This is a genomic window from Lachnobacterium bovis, from assembly GCF_900111325.1.
GTDB lineage: Bacteria > Bacillota > Clostridia > Lachnospirales > Lachnospiraceae > Roseburia > Roseburia bovis_A.
Genome location: NZ_FOGW01000023.1, coordinates 18,795 through 35,792, shown reverse-complemented (window position 1 = coordinate 35,792; position 16,998 = coordinate 18,795). Strand labels below are relative to the sequence as shown.

Sequence of the window (16,998 nt, the reverse complement as noted above, 5' to 3'; positions counted from 1 at the left end):
TAGTTACTTTATTATTTTTTTCTATACTCATTTAATTTCTACTCCATTTTTTAGTGTTTTTGAGTTTCATAATATTTTTTCATCTTCTGGCAATAATCCGCAACTCCTGTTATCTCGCCAACTTTGTCATCTTTTACACCTGCAAAGCTTAATGGTTTGCCATCTGGTGTAAATAATTGCAACACTTGATCATCATTCTCTAAGTCATGATCAAACAATGTTATTTTCTTACCTTTTACACCAACATATTTCTTAAGTTCAGGATACTTATTAAATAAGTTGGTCATGTTTGATTTTAAGGCTGATGAATTAAATTCTATCTTTACTTTGCAAAATGGGTTGGTGTAGTCTGTTGCAAAACAACTCTCAATTCCATTTGCTGTTTTTATTTTATCTAAAATCAAAAAATTTTTATAATAATCTTCACTATACTCTTTATGTTCTACCAACTCACTATCTGTAAATCGATATTCATCTGGGTATTTTTTCATATTATCATATGGATTTTTTCTTTCATTTAATTTATCATAAATAAAATTGTACTGAATATCATCTGGCTCTAATTTACTATTATTTGAACCAACTTTTTGAAATACATTTCTCTTGTTTTTTGAAGAATATAAAAGTGATTTTATAATATCTTTCTGATCTAATGAAATATAAAGTCCACCATATGTGACTTCTCCTAAATACCAACCATAATCGCCATCACTTACATTCTTGTTACTTCTTATATCATGTTCAGATCCAAATTGGCGTAATAATACTATATCCTGTTTCGGTGTAGATTTAAAACGATCACAAAAATAATAAATTGGTTCTGCAACTGTAGGATTGACAAATCCAGCTGTAATATATGTCTTTCCATTTACACTATATACCACATTATTTTCTATAATATCCTTTGAAGTCCACCAACAATCACTACAATATTTGTTTAGTAACGCTTTTAAATCTATTCTTTTTGTAACTTTTTTCTTATCTAGATTATAAACATCATATTCAAATTTTTTTATATTCTTGTTTCTCTGCTCTTCAAACGGTTCAGTATAATTTATAAAATATTTTCCCTGCGTATTATAAGCATAACTACCAATTTCATTTTTTGAAACCAAATCAAACTCTTTATTCCTATCATCTATAAGTACGTAATTTCCATTTTCAGTCTTTGACACTTTCAATTTGCTGAAATCATATGATAATGACTTATACTTCTCTGAAGAACTTTTTTTTACCTCATCTTTATACGAAAAAAAGGCCATAATACTTTCACTATAAAAACACAATATAGCTGATATAATACATATAACAAAAGTTATAGCTAATAAAGTAAAATTGGTTTTTATAAACTTTTTAACTTCTAATTTCATCATTTTTTTTCCCTGTTCTTTTATTCTTTCTTATACATGTTAGCCAAAGCTCATTTTCTACTCTTTGATTTTTTCAAATTGAAAATTTGTAAAATAGCCCGGTTCTTTAACTTCATAATTTTCACTTGGATCATCAGGATTAAACACTTTTATATATGTTATATAATTAAAATCACCTTCCATACTTTTTTCTAAATCTCCAATTTCTTCACACGTTGAAGCAATATAGCCTTCTCCTACTTTTTTATTTGTTTTTTTATTATAGATATTATATTTTGTAAAATATACATCCTTTTTCAAATCAAAAACCGGTAAAATATTGCATTTATACTTACTTGGTGTTTTTTTTACGATTTCACCTTTTTTTATTCTATTCTCTAAAGCTTTTTTTAGAGGTTTCTCTTCTTCGTTTCCACTTATGTTGTCTTTTTCTGCTTTTTTTAACTGCGCCTTAATTGCCAATGGTGGTAAATCATCCTTGCAAGCATATTTATCATAATGTGGCTTAACTATACACGCGGCTAACACTATTTCTAATGATATTACACATACGTATTTTAATATTGTGTATTTTGAAATTTTCATACCTTTGCCTTCCTTTTCATCTATCCTAATTCATTTATAATATTCTCTATGCATTGGACTATCTTCGTTTATAATTTTAGCACACATTAGTTAAAAAAAAAGCATTTTATTAAACTTTTTTTCTTTAATCGCCCTTCTCACACTTAATCATGATATTGTTTCTAAATTGTCCTAACAAGCAAACCTATATTTTTTACATTGTATTTACTCTCTTGAAAATTATTGTCTTTTTTCATAAAAATGACCGCCTGTTTTTGTATATTTTTATTGACATGCTCTATTAAAAAGTCTATCATTTATATTGTTAGCATACTAACTATTTTTTCAAGTGTTATATGCTAAGATTTTACCGATACCTTAAATGTATCATCGTAAAAAATATTTATATTACAGAAAGAAGGGACAAAATGCTAAAAACTTTAAGTGCAGAATTAAAAGAATTTAAAAAAGATTCCATTCTTACTCCTCTTTTTATGCTTGGTGAAGTTTTAATGGAAACTCTTATACCTTTTTTAATGGCAAAAATTATAGATACTGGTATAAATAAGCATGATTTTTCTTACATTTATAAAACTGGTTTTCTTATGATTGTTATTGCCCTTTGCAGTCTTACTTTCGGATGTTTAGGTGCGACTTATGGCGCTAGAGCTTCAATGGGATTAGGACGCAATTTAAGACGTGCAATGTTTAGAAATATACAAAATTTCTCGTTTGCAAATATTGATAAATACAATACAGCCGGACTTGTAACTCGTTTGACAACAGATGTTACTAACGTACAAAACGCTTATCAAATGATACTTCGTATGTGTATGCGTGCTCCTGCAAGTATGATTTGTTCAATGGTTGCATGTTTTATTATAAGCCCTCGTCTAGCTCTTATCTATCTATTTGCGGTAATTATTCTTGGTTCATTGCTTTTAATACTTACTCTTATGGCAATGAAATATTTCCAAGCAGCATTTAGAAAATATGATTCCTTAAATGAAAGTGTTGAAGAAAATATTTCGGCTATTCGTGTTGTTAAGGCTTATGTACGTAGCAAACATGAAAAAGAACGTTTTAATATATCTAACCAAACAATCCATGATATGCTTGTAAAAGCAGAAAATATTATCATTTGGAATTCACCTTTTATGCAATTTACAGTTTACACTTGTATTATTTTAGTTAGTTGGTTTGGTGCTAAAATGGTAGTTGGTGGTTCCCTTGAAACTGGCGAATTAAGTAGTTTACTTGCTTATTGTATGAATATTCTTATGAGTTTAATGATGTTATCTTTCGTATTAGTAATGATATCCATGAGTATTGCTAGTGCAAATCGTATCGCAGAAATCTTAAACGAACAAAGTACTTTAAGCAATCCGAAAGATCCTGTATACGAAATCAAAGACGGATCTATCAAATTTGAAAATGTCAATTTCAAATACAGCAAAACAGCTGAATCTCCTGTTCTTTCTAATGTAAATTTAGAAATAAAATCTGGAGAAACTATTGGTATCCTTGGTGGAACTGGTAGTAGTAAATCTTCACTTGTTAATCTAATCAGCCGCCTCTATGATGTAACAGATGGATGCGTAAGTGTCGGCGGTATAGATGTTAAAAAATATGATTTAGATACTCTTAGAAACCAAGTATCTGTTGTTTTACAAAAGAATGTATTATTTAGTGGTACTATCCTTGACAACCTTCGTTGGGGTAATCCTAATGCAACTGATGAAGAATGTATCAATGCATGTAAACTCGCATGTGCTGACGAATTTATTGAACGATTCCCTAATAAATATAATACATATATTGAACAGGGTGGTTCTAATGTATCTGGTGGTCAAAAACAAAGACTATGTATTGCTCGAGCTTTATTGAAAAAGCCAAAAATTCTTATTTTAGATGATAGTACAAGTGCTGTAGATACAGCAACTGATGCTAAAATTAGAAAAGCCTTTAAGGAAGCTATCCCTGGTACTACTAAATTAATCATCGCACAACGTGTTTCTTCTATTCAAGATGCTGACCGAATTATCGTTTTAAACGATGGTATAGTTGATGCATTTGATACACATGAAAATCTTATTAAAAATAATGATATATATCGTGATGTATACGAATCTCAAACTAACGGCGGTGGAGATTTTGACGAAGGAGGTAATAATTAATGCCTAGACAAGTTCCGAAACCACAACCAAAGATTAATAATCCTGGCAAACTTTTCCATCGACTTTTCAAATTCGTAGGAAAAAGTTACGGAATACATTTAATTTTTGTTTTAATTTTTATAGTAATAAGTGTTTTTGCAAATATTAAAGGTACTGCCTTTACCAAAGACCTTGTTGACGTTTATATAATTCCTTTGACTAAATCTGCAACTCCAGATTATGGTCCTCTACAAAGTGCTATTACACATGTTAGTATTTTTTATTTAATTGGTGTATTTTCAACATATATGTTTTCAAAAATAATGATATATGTATCACAAGGTACACTTAAAAGAATGAGAACGACCCTATTTTCTCATATGCAAGATTTACCTATCAAATATTTTGACACTCACGCTCACGGTGATATTATGTCAGTATACACTAATGATATTGATACACTCCGTCAGATGATTAGTCAAAGTATTCCACAATTAATTAATAGTTTACTAACTGTTATTTTAATTGCTATACAGATGATAATATTAAGTATTCCTCTAACAATTATCACTCTTGCAATGATTGGCATAACAATATACGTTTCAAAAACTTTTGCTGGATTATCAAGTAGACATTTCTTAGCTCAGCAAAAAGATATCGGTAAACTTAATGGTTTTATCGAAGAAATGATGAACGGTCAAAAAGTTGTAAAAGTTTTTACTCATGAGGAACAAAACATAAAAGATTTTGATGTTTTAAATGACAAATTATTTGAAAGCGCTTACAGTGCTAACCGCTTTGCAAACTTCCTTGGACCTGTTAATGCCCAAATCGGAAATACAAGTTACGTTATTTGCGTAATTGTCGGTGCTATGTTAGCATTAAATGGTCATATAGGTCTTTCAATTGGTTCTCTTGTTACATTCCTTGCTTTTAACAAGAGTTTTAGTATGCCAATCAACCAGATTAGTCAGCAGTTAAATGCTATCGTTATGGCTCTTGCTGGTTGTGAAAGAATTTTTGCTTTATTAGATGAAGAAGTTGAACAAGATAACGGATACGTAACTTTAGTTAACTCAATTGAAGATGAAACAGGCAAAATAACAGAAACACCAAATCACACTGGCCATTGGGCATGGAAACATGTTCATCAAGCTGATGGCTCTGTTGATTATATTCCTCTTCGCGGAGATGTAGTATTCGATGATGTAGACTTTGGTTATAATGAAGATAAGATTGTTTTACATAATGTTGATTTATATGCAACTCCAGGACAAAAGATTGCATTTGTAGGTTCAACTGGTGCTGGTAAAACAACAATTACTAACTTGATAAATCGTTTCTATGATATTTCTGATGGAAAAATAAGATATGATGGTATCAATATTAATAAAATCAAAAAAGCAGATTTAAGACATTCTCTAGGAATTGTTTTACAAGATACTCATCTTTTTACAGAAACTGTTATGGAAAATATCAGATATGGAAAACTAGATGCAACTGATGAAGAAGTTTACGCTGCTGCAAAACTTGCAAATGCTGATACTTTCATTCGTCAGTTACCAGATGGATATAACACATTACTTACTAGTGATGGTAGTAACTTAAGTCAAGGTCAACGACAACTACTTGCCATTGCAAGAGCTGCAATCGCTGATCCACCTGTACTCATTTTAGATGAGGCAACAAGTTCAATTGATACTCGTACTGAAAAAATCGTACAAGACGGAATGGATAAGCTAATGCATGGCAGAACAACTTTCGTTATTGCACATAGACTTTCAACAATCAAAAACAGCGATTGTATCATAGTTCTTGAGCAAGGTCGCGTTATTGAACGTGGTAATCACGATGAACTTATCAAAAAACGTGGTAAATACTATCAATTATATACAGGACTTTCAAATTAAAAAATCATCTAGTAGTAGATAAAAAATAGGTAAGATAATTAATCCTACACTGTTAAAACTCAAATATCTACATACTTGATTTTAACCAGCTTTATTATTTATTTTATGTAAATAATAGAGCTGGATTTTTTTATAAAATTTCGCATATAAGTAACTTATTAATTTTTACCGATTATAACATAGATGAGATCTATTTTAATATTCTTAGCCATCTATGGAGGAAAAAATAATGTTAAAATTTACTGAAGACTGTTTAACAGGAATCGAAGAAATCGATCGAGAACATCAAAAACTATTTAATATGATTAATTCTGCATATACTGAATTAAATAAAAGTGATGCTGATAAACGTATAATTTGTATTGAATTAATACGCGATTTAAAACAATATGCTAGTACGCATTTTGTTCATGAAGAAGAATATATGAAACAAATACATGATCCCGAACTTTCACGTCAAAAATTAGCCCATGAATCTTTTATAGCAAGAATGAACAGTTTAAACGTTGTAGGTCTTTCTGATGAAAATCTAAAAATTGCAACTACCGATTTATTAGATTATATGTCTCGTTGGCTATTTAACCACGTAATAGGAAGTGATACTTTAATTGGCAAAACAGAGTCTCCATTTGCATTCACAGAAAAATACTTTGTGGGTGTTAAACTAATAGATGATGAGCATAAGCGATTATTTGAAATAATGGAGGAGGCAAACCAAATTATACATGATGAATCTTCCTTTGATAAATACGATGAAATAATGGATATTGTTGACGAATTACGCGAATATACAGAATTTCATTTTTCAGACGAAGAACGTTTTATGAAAGAGATAAATTACCCTGACTTAGATAAACAAATGAAAGCACATATCGCTTTTATAGAGAAACTAAATGAAATAGACCTAGAAAATATTGATGATGATCAACAAGGCTACCTTAACGATTTATTAGCATTTCTCCTTAATTGGTTAACAACACATATTCTAAAAATGGATAAAAAAATTGGTGAATTTTACAAGAAAACAAATAACTGACATTATATAGCAAAATAATGCTATATAAAATACGCAATAAATAATAGAATACTCTAAGAAAAAAGAAGCACAATTTTTATGCGTCTCCATAATCTAGTGGTTTAACATATTAATACTTGAGACTGCATACTATCTGCTTCTTTTTCGTTATTAAAAATAATATCATTTACTATTTCTAGGGCAGTACAATTTACACCTATTGCCTTTAAAATTTTATCATTTTATTCCATGCTTTATCATATTCTTTTCCAAATATATCATTTAATTTTTTTATATAGACTTCCTTCATATTCTCAGACTGTACTATAACCTCATCAGCATAAACTAGACCAGGCTTACAGACATAGTGAACCATATTATAATATTCGACATAATCATCTATTTCAAATTCATCAACCTTACCAATTGGAATATATGTGATTTTTGAGGCGTAATTTCTTATATTTTTTACATAATAGTTAGTAGGCACAGTAAAATATGGATTTTCGCCATCATACGGATTATGTACATACACTTCATTTGGACAATGTTTACTAATGTCATAATCAATAAAACTCACTATGTCTTCGACTTTTATCGAATGTGACTGTATGTATGCCTCAATATTTAATGCCTCAAAAATATCTTTATCATCTGCAATAACATTTCCCAAAATATCTTTTCTCATAAGTGGTAATGGAACAATGTAAACGTCTGAATTTTTATCTCTTTTCGCCTTTTCATAATATGGCTGCATGCTTTCCCATTCTTTAATTCCTATTGGTAAAAATAATATTTCTTTCTTTTCTATATTTTCCACTTCACGTTCACAACGGCTAAAATCAACCACTGGTCTACTTAACAGTAGATTTTTATCTATTTCAAAATCAAATACTTTCTCATTTGCTAACTGTTCAATATCTTTTTTTTGTTCTTCAAAAAAAGGATAATTATGCAACGATCTATCTTTAACTATAATATGATAATCATTGAATCTATTTTTTAGAATATCATCATAACCTATAGGAACCGGAATTTTAAATTTTTCAAAAGGAAAATAAACAACATTTTTGTACAATTCTGCCGATACGCCTTCTTCACCGGACAAAATAAACGGATGTATAATTCCCACCCGTGAACTTTCATTTTTATTTACTCTACTTGATATTTTTACAAATAAGTCTCTAATTTGATTCGTTATATCTAACTTACTACCCTGTCTTAAAAATTTCACATTATACTTTTGTTCTAATTGTTCTAATAAAAAGAGATCTTTGTCGGTTAATTCTTCTCTTTTTTCAAGTATTTCTATTACAGCTAATAAATAAAGTAATTCATCATCTCTTTGTTTTTCTTGTTCTGAATCTTCATATAAATAATCTAGTATATAAACATCTACACATGAAAGCCAAGGAAAATTGTAATGCTTGTTTAAATAATCTAATTCAAAATTTATTCTTTGCCCATTTACGATTTTCACTGAAAAATTATTATAATTTTCCTTCCTTTTATAATCATGAATTGTATAATCTTTAGGAAGCTCTTTTTCCGCTATCTCCATGAAACGTTCAAAATCATCCCTAAACATACATATATCTATATCATCATCCCATGGTATAAATCCATTATGTCTTACCGCTCCTAATAAAGTTCCCGCATCAGCAAAATATTTTATATCATATTTTTTACATATTTCATCTATTTTTCCTAAAACATCAAGCTCATTTGCCCATGCTTGTTTAATCACAGTTGGAACATAAAAACCACTTCGTATTTCGTCTCTAAAAAAATCATCTTTTTGTTTCATAGCCTTCTCCTATCAAAAATATCAAAAAAATATCTTTTACAAAACAAATACTACATATGAAATCTTCTCTTTAGCTCAGTTTTTGCCCTTTTATCGCCAATTATTACTATTCCCAGAAACATAAATATGGATAAAGCCGTTGAAACATTTAACAAAATTACATGTTTTATAAAACCTAATGCACCTATTGTAACTAATACAACACCTATAGCTACTAGTGCAACTTGAATCATAATATAACTTTGCCAATGTTTTCTATGTGCCAACATCAGAATAAAAATAAACAGATGTAACCCCATCATCACAATTGGTACTACAACTTCAATCGACCAACCTTTATATCCCATGACAAAGTCGCCCAACACACAAAATACTAAGGCGAAAAAACATACCCCTGCTATTTTGAAAAGGAAACCAGATCTGCCCATAATTGTCAAACGTACAACAACATTGGTATAAATAATTGCCATTCCAATAATTAGGCTCCACATGATTTTTACACCATGAGCATCATAGTCATGCCAAAAAGCAATTGTTTGCAATACGATAGATACAAACAACATGATATTAGCAAGCAAACGATGTTTCCTTGTAGTTGCAATTACATCAAGCGGATATAACTCACTTATTTCTTTATCATTTTTTTTAAGTATCAAATTACAAAGTGGACATCTATCGGTATCATCTAAGATTTCCACATTACATTTTTTACAACGTGCCATTTTTCCACCAAACCTTCTGTTTTTTTAACATGAATACACTCCATTCGTTTCTACAGAAACGCTAATTCCATCCGTCACTAATTGTTTACAAAAACATTTTTGTATAGAAGTTTCTGTCAAAATTGAACTAAATGTATACACTAAAACACCATTATAAGAACAAATCGTACCTTTAATATTCTGTCCTTTTGACATTGCTATAAATGCATAAAACCTTTCAATATATTCATCATAAGGTTTTTCTGCTTTTAAATTACCTATATTTGTAACTGTTGTTGTATTTGCTAACGCTGATTTAGTATAAACCATCTTCATATATGCATTTTTTAAAAATAAAGGAACTGGTCTTGCAAATTTATTAAGTTGTCCTGCAACGCTATATGAAAATAATTCTTCTAAATGATCCTTCGTTATTTGTTCTCTCAAACTTTTCTTAATAATCTCAAGTACTTGTTCAAAAGTATACTCGTCTTTTTCTGGTTTAAATTCTGCTGATACCATAATGAAAAAATTCTTTGTTGTTATCGAATCAAAAAAAGGTCTAAGATTTACTGGAACTGCTGCCCGAATTGCCCTCTTACTTGGCATCTTTTTTAAGCACTCCACATAAATGCTCCAAATAAAACATGCGACTAAATATTCATTTATTGTCGCATCATATTTCTTTGCAACATTCTTAATCTCATCTAACGGCATAAGAAGATGCATTACTCCAAATTCACCTTCACTTAATTTGTCACCTTTTACAAGATATGCTTTTTGACTTTTGTATCCACGTTTTGATTTTTTCTTAAAATTCTTTACAAAACTATCTTCTCTATTTAAAGATGTCCTATAACTAAAAACATCTCCATATTGTTCCTGCAATTCCTTGTGGGCTAATCTTAAATATTGATATGTCAATTCTCTGATAAAATTAATACCGCCCATTCCATCTGTTAAGACATGAAAAACTTCTAAATTAATTTTACATCCATAATAAGTTACTCTAAATAAATAATCTCTAGTTGTACTTGGATGAATAAATCTACAAGGAAACGTATGCTCTTCTACTACTTTAGGTGCTCTTCTTCCATTTTCCTCAAAATAATACCAAAACACACCTCTTCTTAAACATAAATTAAAACCATCCATTTTGGGAAGTACTATATTTAGTGCTTCTTGCAAAAGTTTGGGCTGTATCTCTTCTTTTAATTTAACACTCATTCTATATACATTGGTCATATTTTCACCTGCTATTACAGGAAATAGATTTGCTGTATTATCTAGTTTATCCCAACGTTTTTCTCTATTTCTACTACCAGCCAACTCTTTAGTCCCCCTTCATATATCATCCGACAACACCTACAATGTTTATCGGATGATATAACAAAAAAATCTTACCCCATTTAATTAATCTGGTAATTTACCATATACTTCCATTGGAACATATGCCTTAATTGCAATACCTTCTGGAACGTACTCTTCCGATACTAATTCTCCTTGCTTTCTTACAAGTTGAATAATACCAGCATCTTGATAAGAAATAACTCTCTCCACATATATCTTATTATCTCTTAAAAGATTTACTATTTCTTCTTTTACTTCATCTAATCCCTGATTCTTAACAGCAGAAATAAGTAAAGTTTTTTCAGCTCTAAAATCTCTTAATGGTTCGTCATCTAATCTCTTATCTTGTTTATTAAATAACGTAATAATTGTTTTATCTTTTACCTCTAATTCATCGAGTGTTTGATATACTGTTTCCATTTGATGTTCATAATTTACATTAGAAGAATCAACCACATGGAAAATATAATCCGCATATTTTGCTTCTTCAAGCGTACTCTTAAAAGCTTCTATTAAATTATGTGGTAATTTTCTAATAAAACCAACCGTATCTGTTAATAATACTTGTTGATGCGCATCTAATTCTAGAAGTCTTGTAGTTGGATCTAATGTTGCAAACAATTTATCTTCTTCTAATACAGTTGCATCTGTCATATGGTTTAACAAAGTTGATTTTCCGGCATTTGTATAACCTACAATTGCAATAACTGGAATGTTATTTTTCTTTCTTTGTGCTCTTGTAACATCTCTATGCTTTTGAATAACCTTTAGTTCTTTATTAAGTTGTGCTATTCTATCTCTAATAAGACGTCTATCTATCTCTAATTTTTTCTCACCAGGGCCTCTTGTACCAATACCACCACCTAAACGTGACATCGATACACCTAGACCGCTCAAACGACTTGCTCTATATTTTAATTGTGCAAGTTCAACCTGAATTTTACCTTCTCTAGTTGATGCTCTCGCCGCAAAAATATCAAGAATTACCAATGTTCTATCCATTATTTTTACATTTAATGCATCATCTAAATTTTTAAGTTGTGCAGGTGTTAATTCATCATCACAAACAATTCCTGTAGCATTAGTCTGCTCTATCAATTCAGCAATCTCTTGTATTTTACCGCTACCAACATATGTTGCTGTATTTCTTATTTCTAGATTCTGTACTATTCTTCCGCAGACTGTTGCACCTGTTGTTTCAACAAGTTCTTCTAACTCATCTAAAGATTCATTAACATCATCACCGTTTTGTTCTCCAACACCAACTAGAATCAATTTTTCTTGTAATTCTTCTATTTCAAATGTTTCTGCCATATATTTTTCCTTTTCATCTTATTTTATATAGATTTTTATCACTGCGCATTTCTTAAGCAAAGTCACAAAAATACATATTATCTTGTTTTTAAGAAAACATATTCTGATTTAGCTGCCTCATCAGAAGGATAGCTTTCTACATATTTTTTCATAAGTTCTTTTGCAGCTTTAAAATCACTTGTATGCTCATATGCGGAAATTGCTTTTTTCATAAGAGCTTGTTTATTAGGTACTTCTTCTAATTTAAGTCCATTCAAGAAATAACTTAATGAATAACAATATTTATCTTCCTTCATTAAACTTTTTCCAAATCTATAATATTCCTCGGATGTCAAATCAGATTCTTCCATATGCTTTTTAAAATAATTATTTGCCTTTTCTTTATTAGATTTTTTATCGCTTTCAGCATATATATCGCCTAAGTAAAAATATGCATCCTTTTGTCCATCATCTATAGCTTCATTTAACAAACTAATAGCTTTGTCTTTTTTCTCTAATAAATAATAAATTCTACCCTTTTGCATTTTATCATAAGCCTTATCTTTATCTATTTTTAAGGCTTTCTTTAAATACTCTTTGGCTTCTTTTTCTTCACCATCATCTGCTAAAGAATTATAAATACCTATGTATAATTCATAGTCATTTTCATTTTCTTCTAATGCTTTTTTATAATCACTAAATGCTTTTTTTGTTTTACTCTGGCTAAGATATACATTTCCTCTTAAATAATAAGCTTTCTCATTATTATCATAATCAATTAAAGCTGTATATGTTTTTAAAGCACCTTTTATATCTCCACTTAAATATTGAGCCTCTGCTTTATAATAACAAATTTCAACTTCATTCTTCCCAACTTTTCCGTTGGCTTGATTTAGTGCACTATTTAATGACTTTATAGCTTCTTTATATTGTCCGTTTTCTAGTGCATTTATTCCATATTGTTTAAATGTTGTTTGCTTTGATTCGTTTCTTCCACATCCTCCTAAAACAGATACTACTGTCACAGACGTCATTAACATTGCTAAAATCTTATTTCTCATTCGCTTCATTTTTAGTCCTTCTTCTTCAAACATTTTTATTCATTATGTAATTTCAATAATATTAATTATACACAATTGGCCTATTTTAAGCAATTTTATTTATTGCCCTATTGGATTTAATTTATTGTATGTAGCAGAAAAATAAACAAAAAGAGACTATTCTCTTATCTTTCAAGAAAATAGTCTCTATATTTTATAATTCTGTTTTAGCAGAAATGATAGCCCTTATGGATTAATATTTTATTTTAATTTCCAGATTTCATCATTGTACTGAGCTATAGTTCTATCTGATGAGAAGAATCCCGCTTTACTGATATTTATAAGCATTTTTTTTGCCCATGCTTTTCTATCTTCGTATTCTTCATACACTTTATCTCTTGTTTTAACGAATTCTTTAAAGTCTGGGAATGTCATAAACCAATCCTTATTTAATAATTCATTATATAATCTTTCTAGATTTTCTTTGCAACCTACTTTTAGAAGTTCTTTACTAACTATAAAATCAACAGCTTCTTTTAATTTTTCATCTTTCTCATAGTAATCACGAGAAACATAGCTTGCATCTTCATAGCGTTTAATTACAACCTCTGAAGACTCACCAAATGTATAAATGTTGTCCTCTCCTACGAGTTCAGCTATTTCTACATTTGCTCCATCCATAGTTCCTAGTGTAACTGCACCATTTAACATAAATTTCATATTACTTGTTCCTGATGCTTCTTTAGAAGCAAGTGAAATCTGTTCTGAAATATCACACGCTGGAATTAATTTTTCAGCTAATGTCACGTTATAATTTTCTACCATTACAACTTTTAAGTATTTATTCACTTCTGGATCCTTTTCAATGATCTCTTGTAGGCATAAAATCAAATGAATAATATCTTTAGCAATCACGTACGCTGGCGCTGCTTTTGCTCCAAAGAAAACGGTAATAGGTCTCTTTGGTAATTTTCCCTCTTTGATTTCAAAGTATTTGTTTATTACATACAAAGCATTCATCTGCTGTCTCTTATATTCATGTAATCTCTTAATCTGAATATCGAATACAGAATTATCATCAATATCAATATTTTGTTTTTCTTTTAAATAATTCTTAAGTTCAACTTTTTTCTGGTGTTTTACATCTAAAATCTTATCTAAGACAGCATCATCATTAACAAATTTTTCTAGTTTTTCTAATTCATTTGCATCTTTTTTCCAACCGTCTCCAATTAGATCTGTAATAACACTAGATAACTCAGGATTACATTCCATTAACCAACGTCTAAATGTAATACCATTTGTCTTGTTATTAAATTTTTCTGGATATAATTTGTAAAAATTATTTAATTCTGTATTTTTTAGGATTTCTGTATGTAAGTACGCTACACCGTTTACACTATATCCATAGTGAATATCCATATGTGCCATATGAACCAAACCATCCTTAATAATATAGGTAGATTCATCTTTCACTTTATCTTTAATTCGGTTATCAAGTTCTCTAATAATTGGCATTAATTGTGGTACCGCTTTATCTAAAAATTCTATTGGCCATTTTTCAAGAGCTTCTGCAAGAATTGTGTGATTAGTATATGCACAAACCTTAGATACTATTTCAATAGCCTCATCCATTAACAATCCTCTTTCTTGTAACTGACGAATAAGTTCTGGTATAACCATTGAAGGATGTGTATCATTAATCTGAATTGTCACATAATCTGCTAAATCATGTAAATTAGATCCTTTTTCTAATGCCTCATCAATAATCAATGAAGCTGCGTTACTTACCATAAAATATTGCTGATATACTCTTAATAAACGACCCTTATCATCTGAATCATCTGGGTATAAGAAAAGAGTTAAATTCTTTTCTATCAATTCTTTGTCAAAATCAATTGTTTTTCCAACTATTGACTCATCAACTGTTTCGATATCAAACAAATGCAATTTTGTCGTTCTATTATTATAACCTACAACATCGATATCATATAATTTGGATTTTACTTTAAAACCACCAAACATTACTTCATAAGATCTTTCTGTCTTGTTAAGCCAGCTATCTTCAGTAATCCAAGGATTTGGTGTTTCTTTTTGTAGATTTTTTTCAAAAACCTGTTTAAATAATCCGTAGTGATAATTAAGGCCAACACCATCTCCGTTTAAACCTAATGTTGCAATTGAATCTATAAAACATGCTGCAAGTCTTCCGAGTCCACCATTACCTAATGATGGTTCTACTTCAAACTCTTCTAACTCAGCTAAATTTTTTCCATTTTTTTCTAAAGTTTCTTTTATCTCATCATAAATTCCTAAGTTAATCAAATTATTAGATAATAATTTACCGATCAAAAACTCTGCTGAAATATAATATAATTTCTTTTTTCCCTTATTACTTTCTTTTTCTTTTGCAAGCTCTTTAACCGTTTCTAAAAGAGCATCATATAACTCTTTTGTTGTACATTTAGCGATACTTTTATCATATTTTTTTTCGATTATAGTTGCAAAATCTTTCTCTTTTCCTTTAATTTTCATTTGTGATTATCCTCCATCTCTTTAGCACATTTTTCTAGGAAGCAATCTAATTACCGTTATGTATTGTATACTGAAACTATATTTCGAGGAAAGGGAAGTTACAAAATAATGATTGCTCCTAGTCTCCTGTGCTTATAAAAAGTCCTTTATTAATTTACCGCTCTTGGATATTGTCTGATAAAACACAATCCTTTGAACGTCTCACCTAACTTACAACTAAATTATACGAAAAAACGCGACGTTATTCTTGCATTATACTCTTAAAAAATGGTACAATTCTATCATGAATATACTAGAATATGAAAATTATCATGAAACTATATCACATGGAGATATTATTTTTCCTTATAATACATACCTTTGCTCAATACCATATGACTTTTCTAAAGTTCCACTACATTGGCATGAAGAAATGGAGGTTATCTATATAAAAAAAGGCCAAGGAATTGTTACAGTGGACTTTAAATCATATAATGTAAAAAGTCCTTCCGTTGTACTTATTTTACCAGGTCAACTCCATTCGATTGAGCAATTAGAGGATTATTCTATGGAATATGAAAATATAATTTTTAATCCTTCCATGCTTATACCCAAACAAGCCGATTGTTGTTCTACTGACTTTATCCTACCTTTACTTAATCGGCAAATTACAGTTCCAACTGTATTCAATAAACTATATCCTTATTATAATGATGTTGTTTCTAGCTTAGATTGTTGCGACAATATTTCTATGACTAGACCGCAAGGATATCAACTTTACATTAAGAGTCAATTATTTAATCTTTTTTTTGTATTAAATAATCGTTGTAAACTTGATGCAAAGCCAAAATCTAATCATACAGCTCTAGCACTTGATAAAATGAAAATAATATTAAAATATATCGAAAACAATTACATGAATAAAATTTCAATTTATGATGTTGCTAATTTAATAGATTATTCTGAATCTCATTTTATGAAATATTTTAAAAATACAATGGGAACTACTTTTATAGAATATTTAAAGGATTATAGATTAACTATGGCAAGTAGACTTCTTGCTTCGTCTGATTCATCTATTCTAGATATTGCTAATGAAGTTGGTTTCGATAATCTATCGTACTTTAACAGAAGTTTTAAGAAAAAATATCACACAACTCCTTTGCGATATCGTAAAGAGAACAACTCCTAGTGATCTCACCTATTACATTACCGTCACTTTAAAAATAATAATGGGGTGCATTCCTTAGGATTGCACCCCAAAATTTGACATAATAT

General features: G+C 29.6%; 12 protein-coding genes. 4 read left to right on the top strand and 8 right to left on the bottom strand.

Annotation, left to right across the window (positions count from 1 at the left end):
• Nucleotides 1-50: 50 nt before the first annotated feature.
• Together BMY79_RS09630 and BMY79_RS09625 are read right to left on the bottom strand one after the other, a co-directional pair.
• Nucleotides 51-1,373 carry a protein kinase family protein gene (locus BMY79_RS09630; RefSeq protein WP_143065842.1) on the bottom strand — a complete coding sequence of 441 codons (1,323 nt, stop codon included), beginning with the start codon at nucleotides 1,371-1,373 and terminating at the stop codon, nucleotides 51-53.
• A gap of 54 nt (nucleotides 1,374-1,427) precedes the next feature.
• Nucleotides 1,428-1,955, bottom strand: coding sequence for a hypothetical protein (locus BMY79_RS09625; RefSeq protein WP_074730832.1), 528 nt, complete (start codon nucleotides 1,953-1,955; stop codon nucleotides 1,428-1,430).
• A gap of 407 nt (nucleotides 1,956-2,362) precedes the next feature.
• Here BMY79_RS09625 and BMY79_RS09620 point away from each other — a divergent pair, with 407 nt between their 5' ends.
• The 3 genes from BMY79_RS09620 to BMY79_RS09610 all read left to right on the top strand — a co-directional run bounded on the left by BMY79_RS09620 (nucleotide 2,363) and on the right by BMY79_RS09610 (nucleotide 7,036).
• Complete coding sequence (locus tag BMY79_RS09620; RefSeq protein WP_022749833.1) at nucleotides 2,363-4,111, top strand: ABC transporter ATP-binding protein; 1,749 nt, start codon at nucleotides 2,363-2,365, stop codon at nucleotides 4,109-4,111.
• The gene (locus BMY79_RS09615; RefSeq protein WP_074730831.1) at nucleotides 4,111-6,000 is read left to right on the top strand and encodes an ABC transporter ATP-binding protein; all 1,890 of its coding nucleotides are present in this window, start codon (nucleotides 4,111-4,113) and stop codon (nucleotides 5,998-6,000) included. Before BMY79_RS09620 ends, BMY79_RS09615 begins: the two co-directional genes overlap by 1 nt.
• A gap of 229 nt (nucleotides 6,001-6,229) precedes the next feature.
• Nucleotides 6,230-7,036, top strand: a complete 807-nt coding sequence (locus BMY79_RS09610; RefSeq protein ID WP_027422423.1) for a bacteriohemerythrin — start codon at nucleotides 6,230-6,232, stop codon at nucleotides 7,034-7,036.
• 205 nt (nucleotides 7,037-7,241) lie between these two features.
• Here BMY79_RS09610 and BMY79_RS09605 read toward each other — a convergent pair whose 3' ends face one another.
• The 6 genes from BMY79_RS09605 to BMY79_RS09580 form a co-directional block, all read right to left on the bottom strand.
• The gene (locus BMY79_RS09605; protein WP_074730830.1) at nucleotides 7,242-8,822 is read right to left on the bottom strand and encodes a LicD family protein; all 1,581 of its coding nucleotides are present in this window, start codon (nucleotides 8,820-8,822) and stop codon (nucleotides 7,242-7,244) included.
• Nucleotides 8,823-8,872: 50 nt separating this feature from the next.
• Nucleotides 8,873-9,544, bottom strand: a complete 672-nt coding sequence (locus tag BMY79_RS09600; protein WP_074730829.1) for a DUF6320 domain-containing protein — start codon at nucleotides 9,542-9,544, stop codon at nucleotides 8,873-8,875.
• A 24-nt stretch (nucleotides 9,545-9,568) separates the two neighbouring features.
• Nucleotides 9,569-10,852, bottom strand: coding sequence for a hypothetical protein (locus BMY79_RS09595; protein ID WP_022749840.1), 1,284 nt, complete (start codon nucleotides 10,850-10,852; stop codon nucleotides 9,569-9,571).
• 84 nt (nucleotides 10,853-10,936) lie between these two features.
• Nucleotides 10,937-12,187, bottom strand: a complete 1,251-nt coding sequence (gene hflX, locus BMY79_RS09590) for a GTPase HflX (protein ID WP_022749841.1) — start codon at nucleotides 12,185-12,187, stop codon at nucleotides 10,937-10,939.
• A 77-nt stretch (nucleotides 12,188-12,264) separates the two neighbouring features.
• Nucleotides 12,265-13,236 (bottom strand): tetratricopeptide repeat protein, encoded by a 972-nt coding sequence (locus BMY79_RS09585; RefSeq protein WP_022749842.1) that lies wholly within the window; start codon nucleotides 13,234-13,236, stop codon nucleotides 12,265-12,267.
• 231 nt (nucleotides 13,237-13,467) lie between these two features.
• Nucleotides 13,468-15,741: a glycogen/starch/alpha-glucan phosphorylase gene (locus tag BMY79_RS09580; RefSeq protein ID WP_074730828.1), complete on the bottom strand. Its 2,274-nt coding sequence runs from the start codon at nucleotides 15,739-15,741 to the stop codon at nucleotides 13,468-13,470.
• 283 nt (nucleotides 15,742-16,024) lie between these two features.
• On the opposite strand from BMY79_RS09580, the gene BMY79_RS09575 reads away from it, so the two are divergent.
• A complete protein-coding gene (locus tag BMY79_RS09575; protein ID WP_022749845.1) occupies nucleotides 16,025-16,912 on the top strand; it encodes an AraC family transcriptional regulator in 888 nt (295 codons plus the stop codon).
• Nucleotides 16,913-16,998 lie beyond the last annotated feature (86 nt).

Bases quoted from the DNA above. Each gene is read 5' to 3' on its own strand.
- BMY79_RS09625 (WP_074730832.1), bottom strand. From the start codon at position 1,955: ATGAAAATTTCAAAATACACAATATTAAAATACGTATGTGTAATATCA.
- BMY79_RS09615 (WP_074730831.1), top strand. From the start codon at position 4,111: ATGCCTAGACAAGTTCCGAAACCACAACCAAAGATTAATAATCCTGGC.
- BMY79_RS09630 (WP_143065842.1), bottom strand. From the start codon at position 1,373: ATGATGAAATTAGAAGTTAAAAAGTTTATAAAAACCAATTTTACTTTA.
- BMY79_RS09600 (WP_074730829.1), bottom strand. From the start codon at position 9,544: ATGGCACGTTGTAAAAAATGTAATGTGGAAATCTTAGATGATACCGAT.
- hflX (WP_022749841.1), bottom strand. From the start codon at position 12,187: ATGGCAGAAACATTTGAAATAGAAGAATTACAAGAAAAATTGATTCTA.
- BMY79_RS09610 (WP_027422423.1), top strand. From the start codon at position 6,230: ATGTTAAAATTTACTGAAGACTGTTTAACAGGAATCGAAGAAATCGAT.
- BMY79_RS09575 (WP_022749845.1), top strand. From the start codon at position 16,025: ATGAATATACTAGAATATGAAAATTATCATGAAACTATATCACATGGA.
- BMY79_RS09580 (WP_074730828.1), bottom strand. From the start codon at position 15,741: ATGAAAATTAAAGGAAAAGAGAAAGATTTTGCAACTATAATCGAAAAA.
- BMY79_RS09605 (WP_074730830.1), bottom strand. From the start codon at position 8,822: ATGAAACAAAAAGATGATTTTTTTAGAGACGAAATACGAAGTGGTTTT.
- BMY79_RS09585 (WP_022749842.1), bottom strand. From the start codon at position 13,236: ATGAAGCGAATGAGAAATAAGATTTTAGCAATGTTAATGACGTCTGTG.
- BMY79_RS09620 (WP_022749833.1), top strand. From the start codon at position 2,363: ATGCTAAAAACTTTAAGTGCAGAATTAAAAGAATTTAAAAAAGATTCC.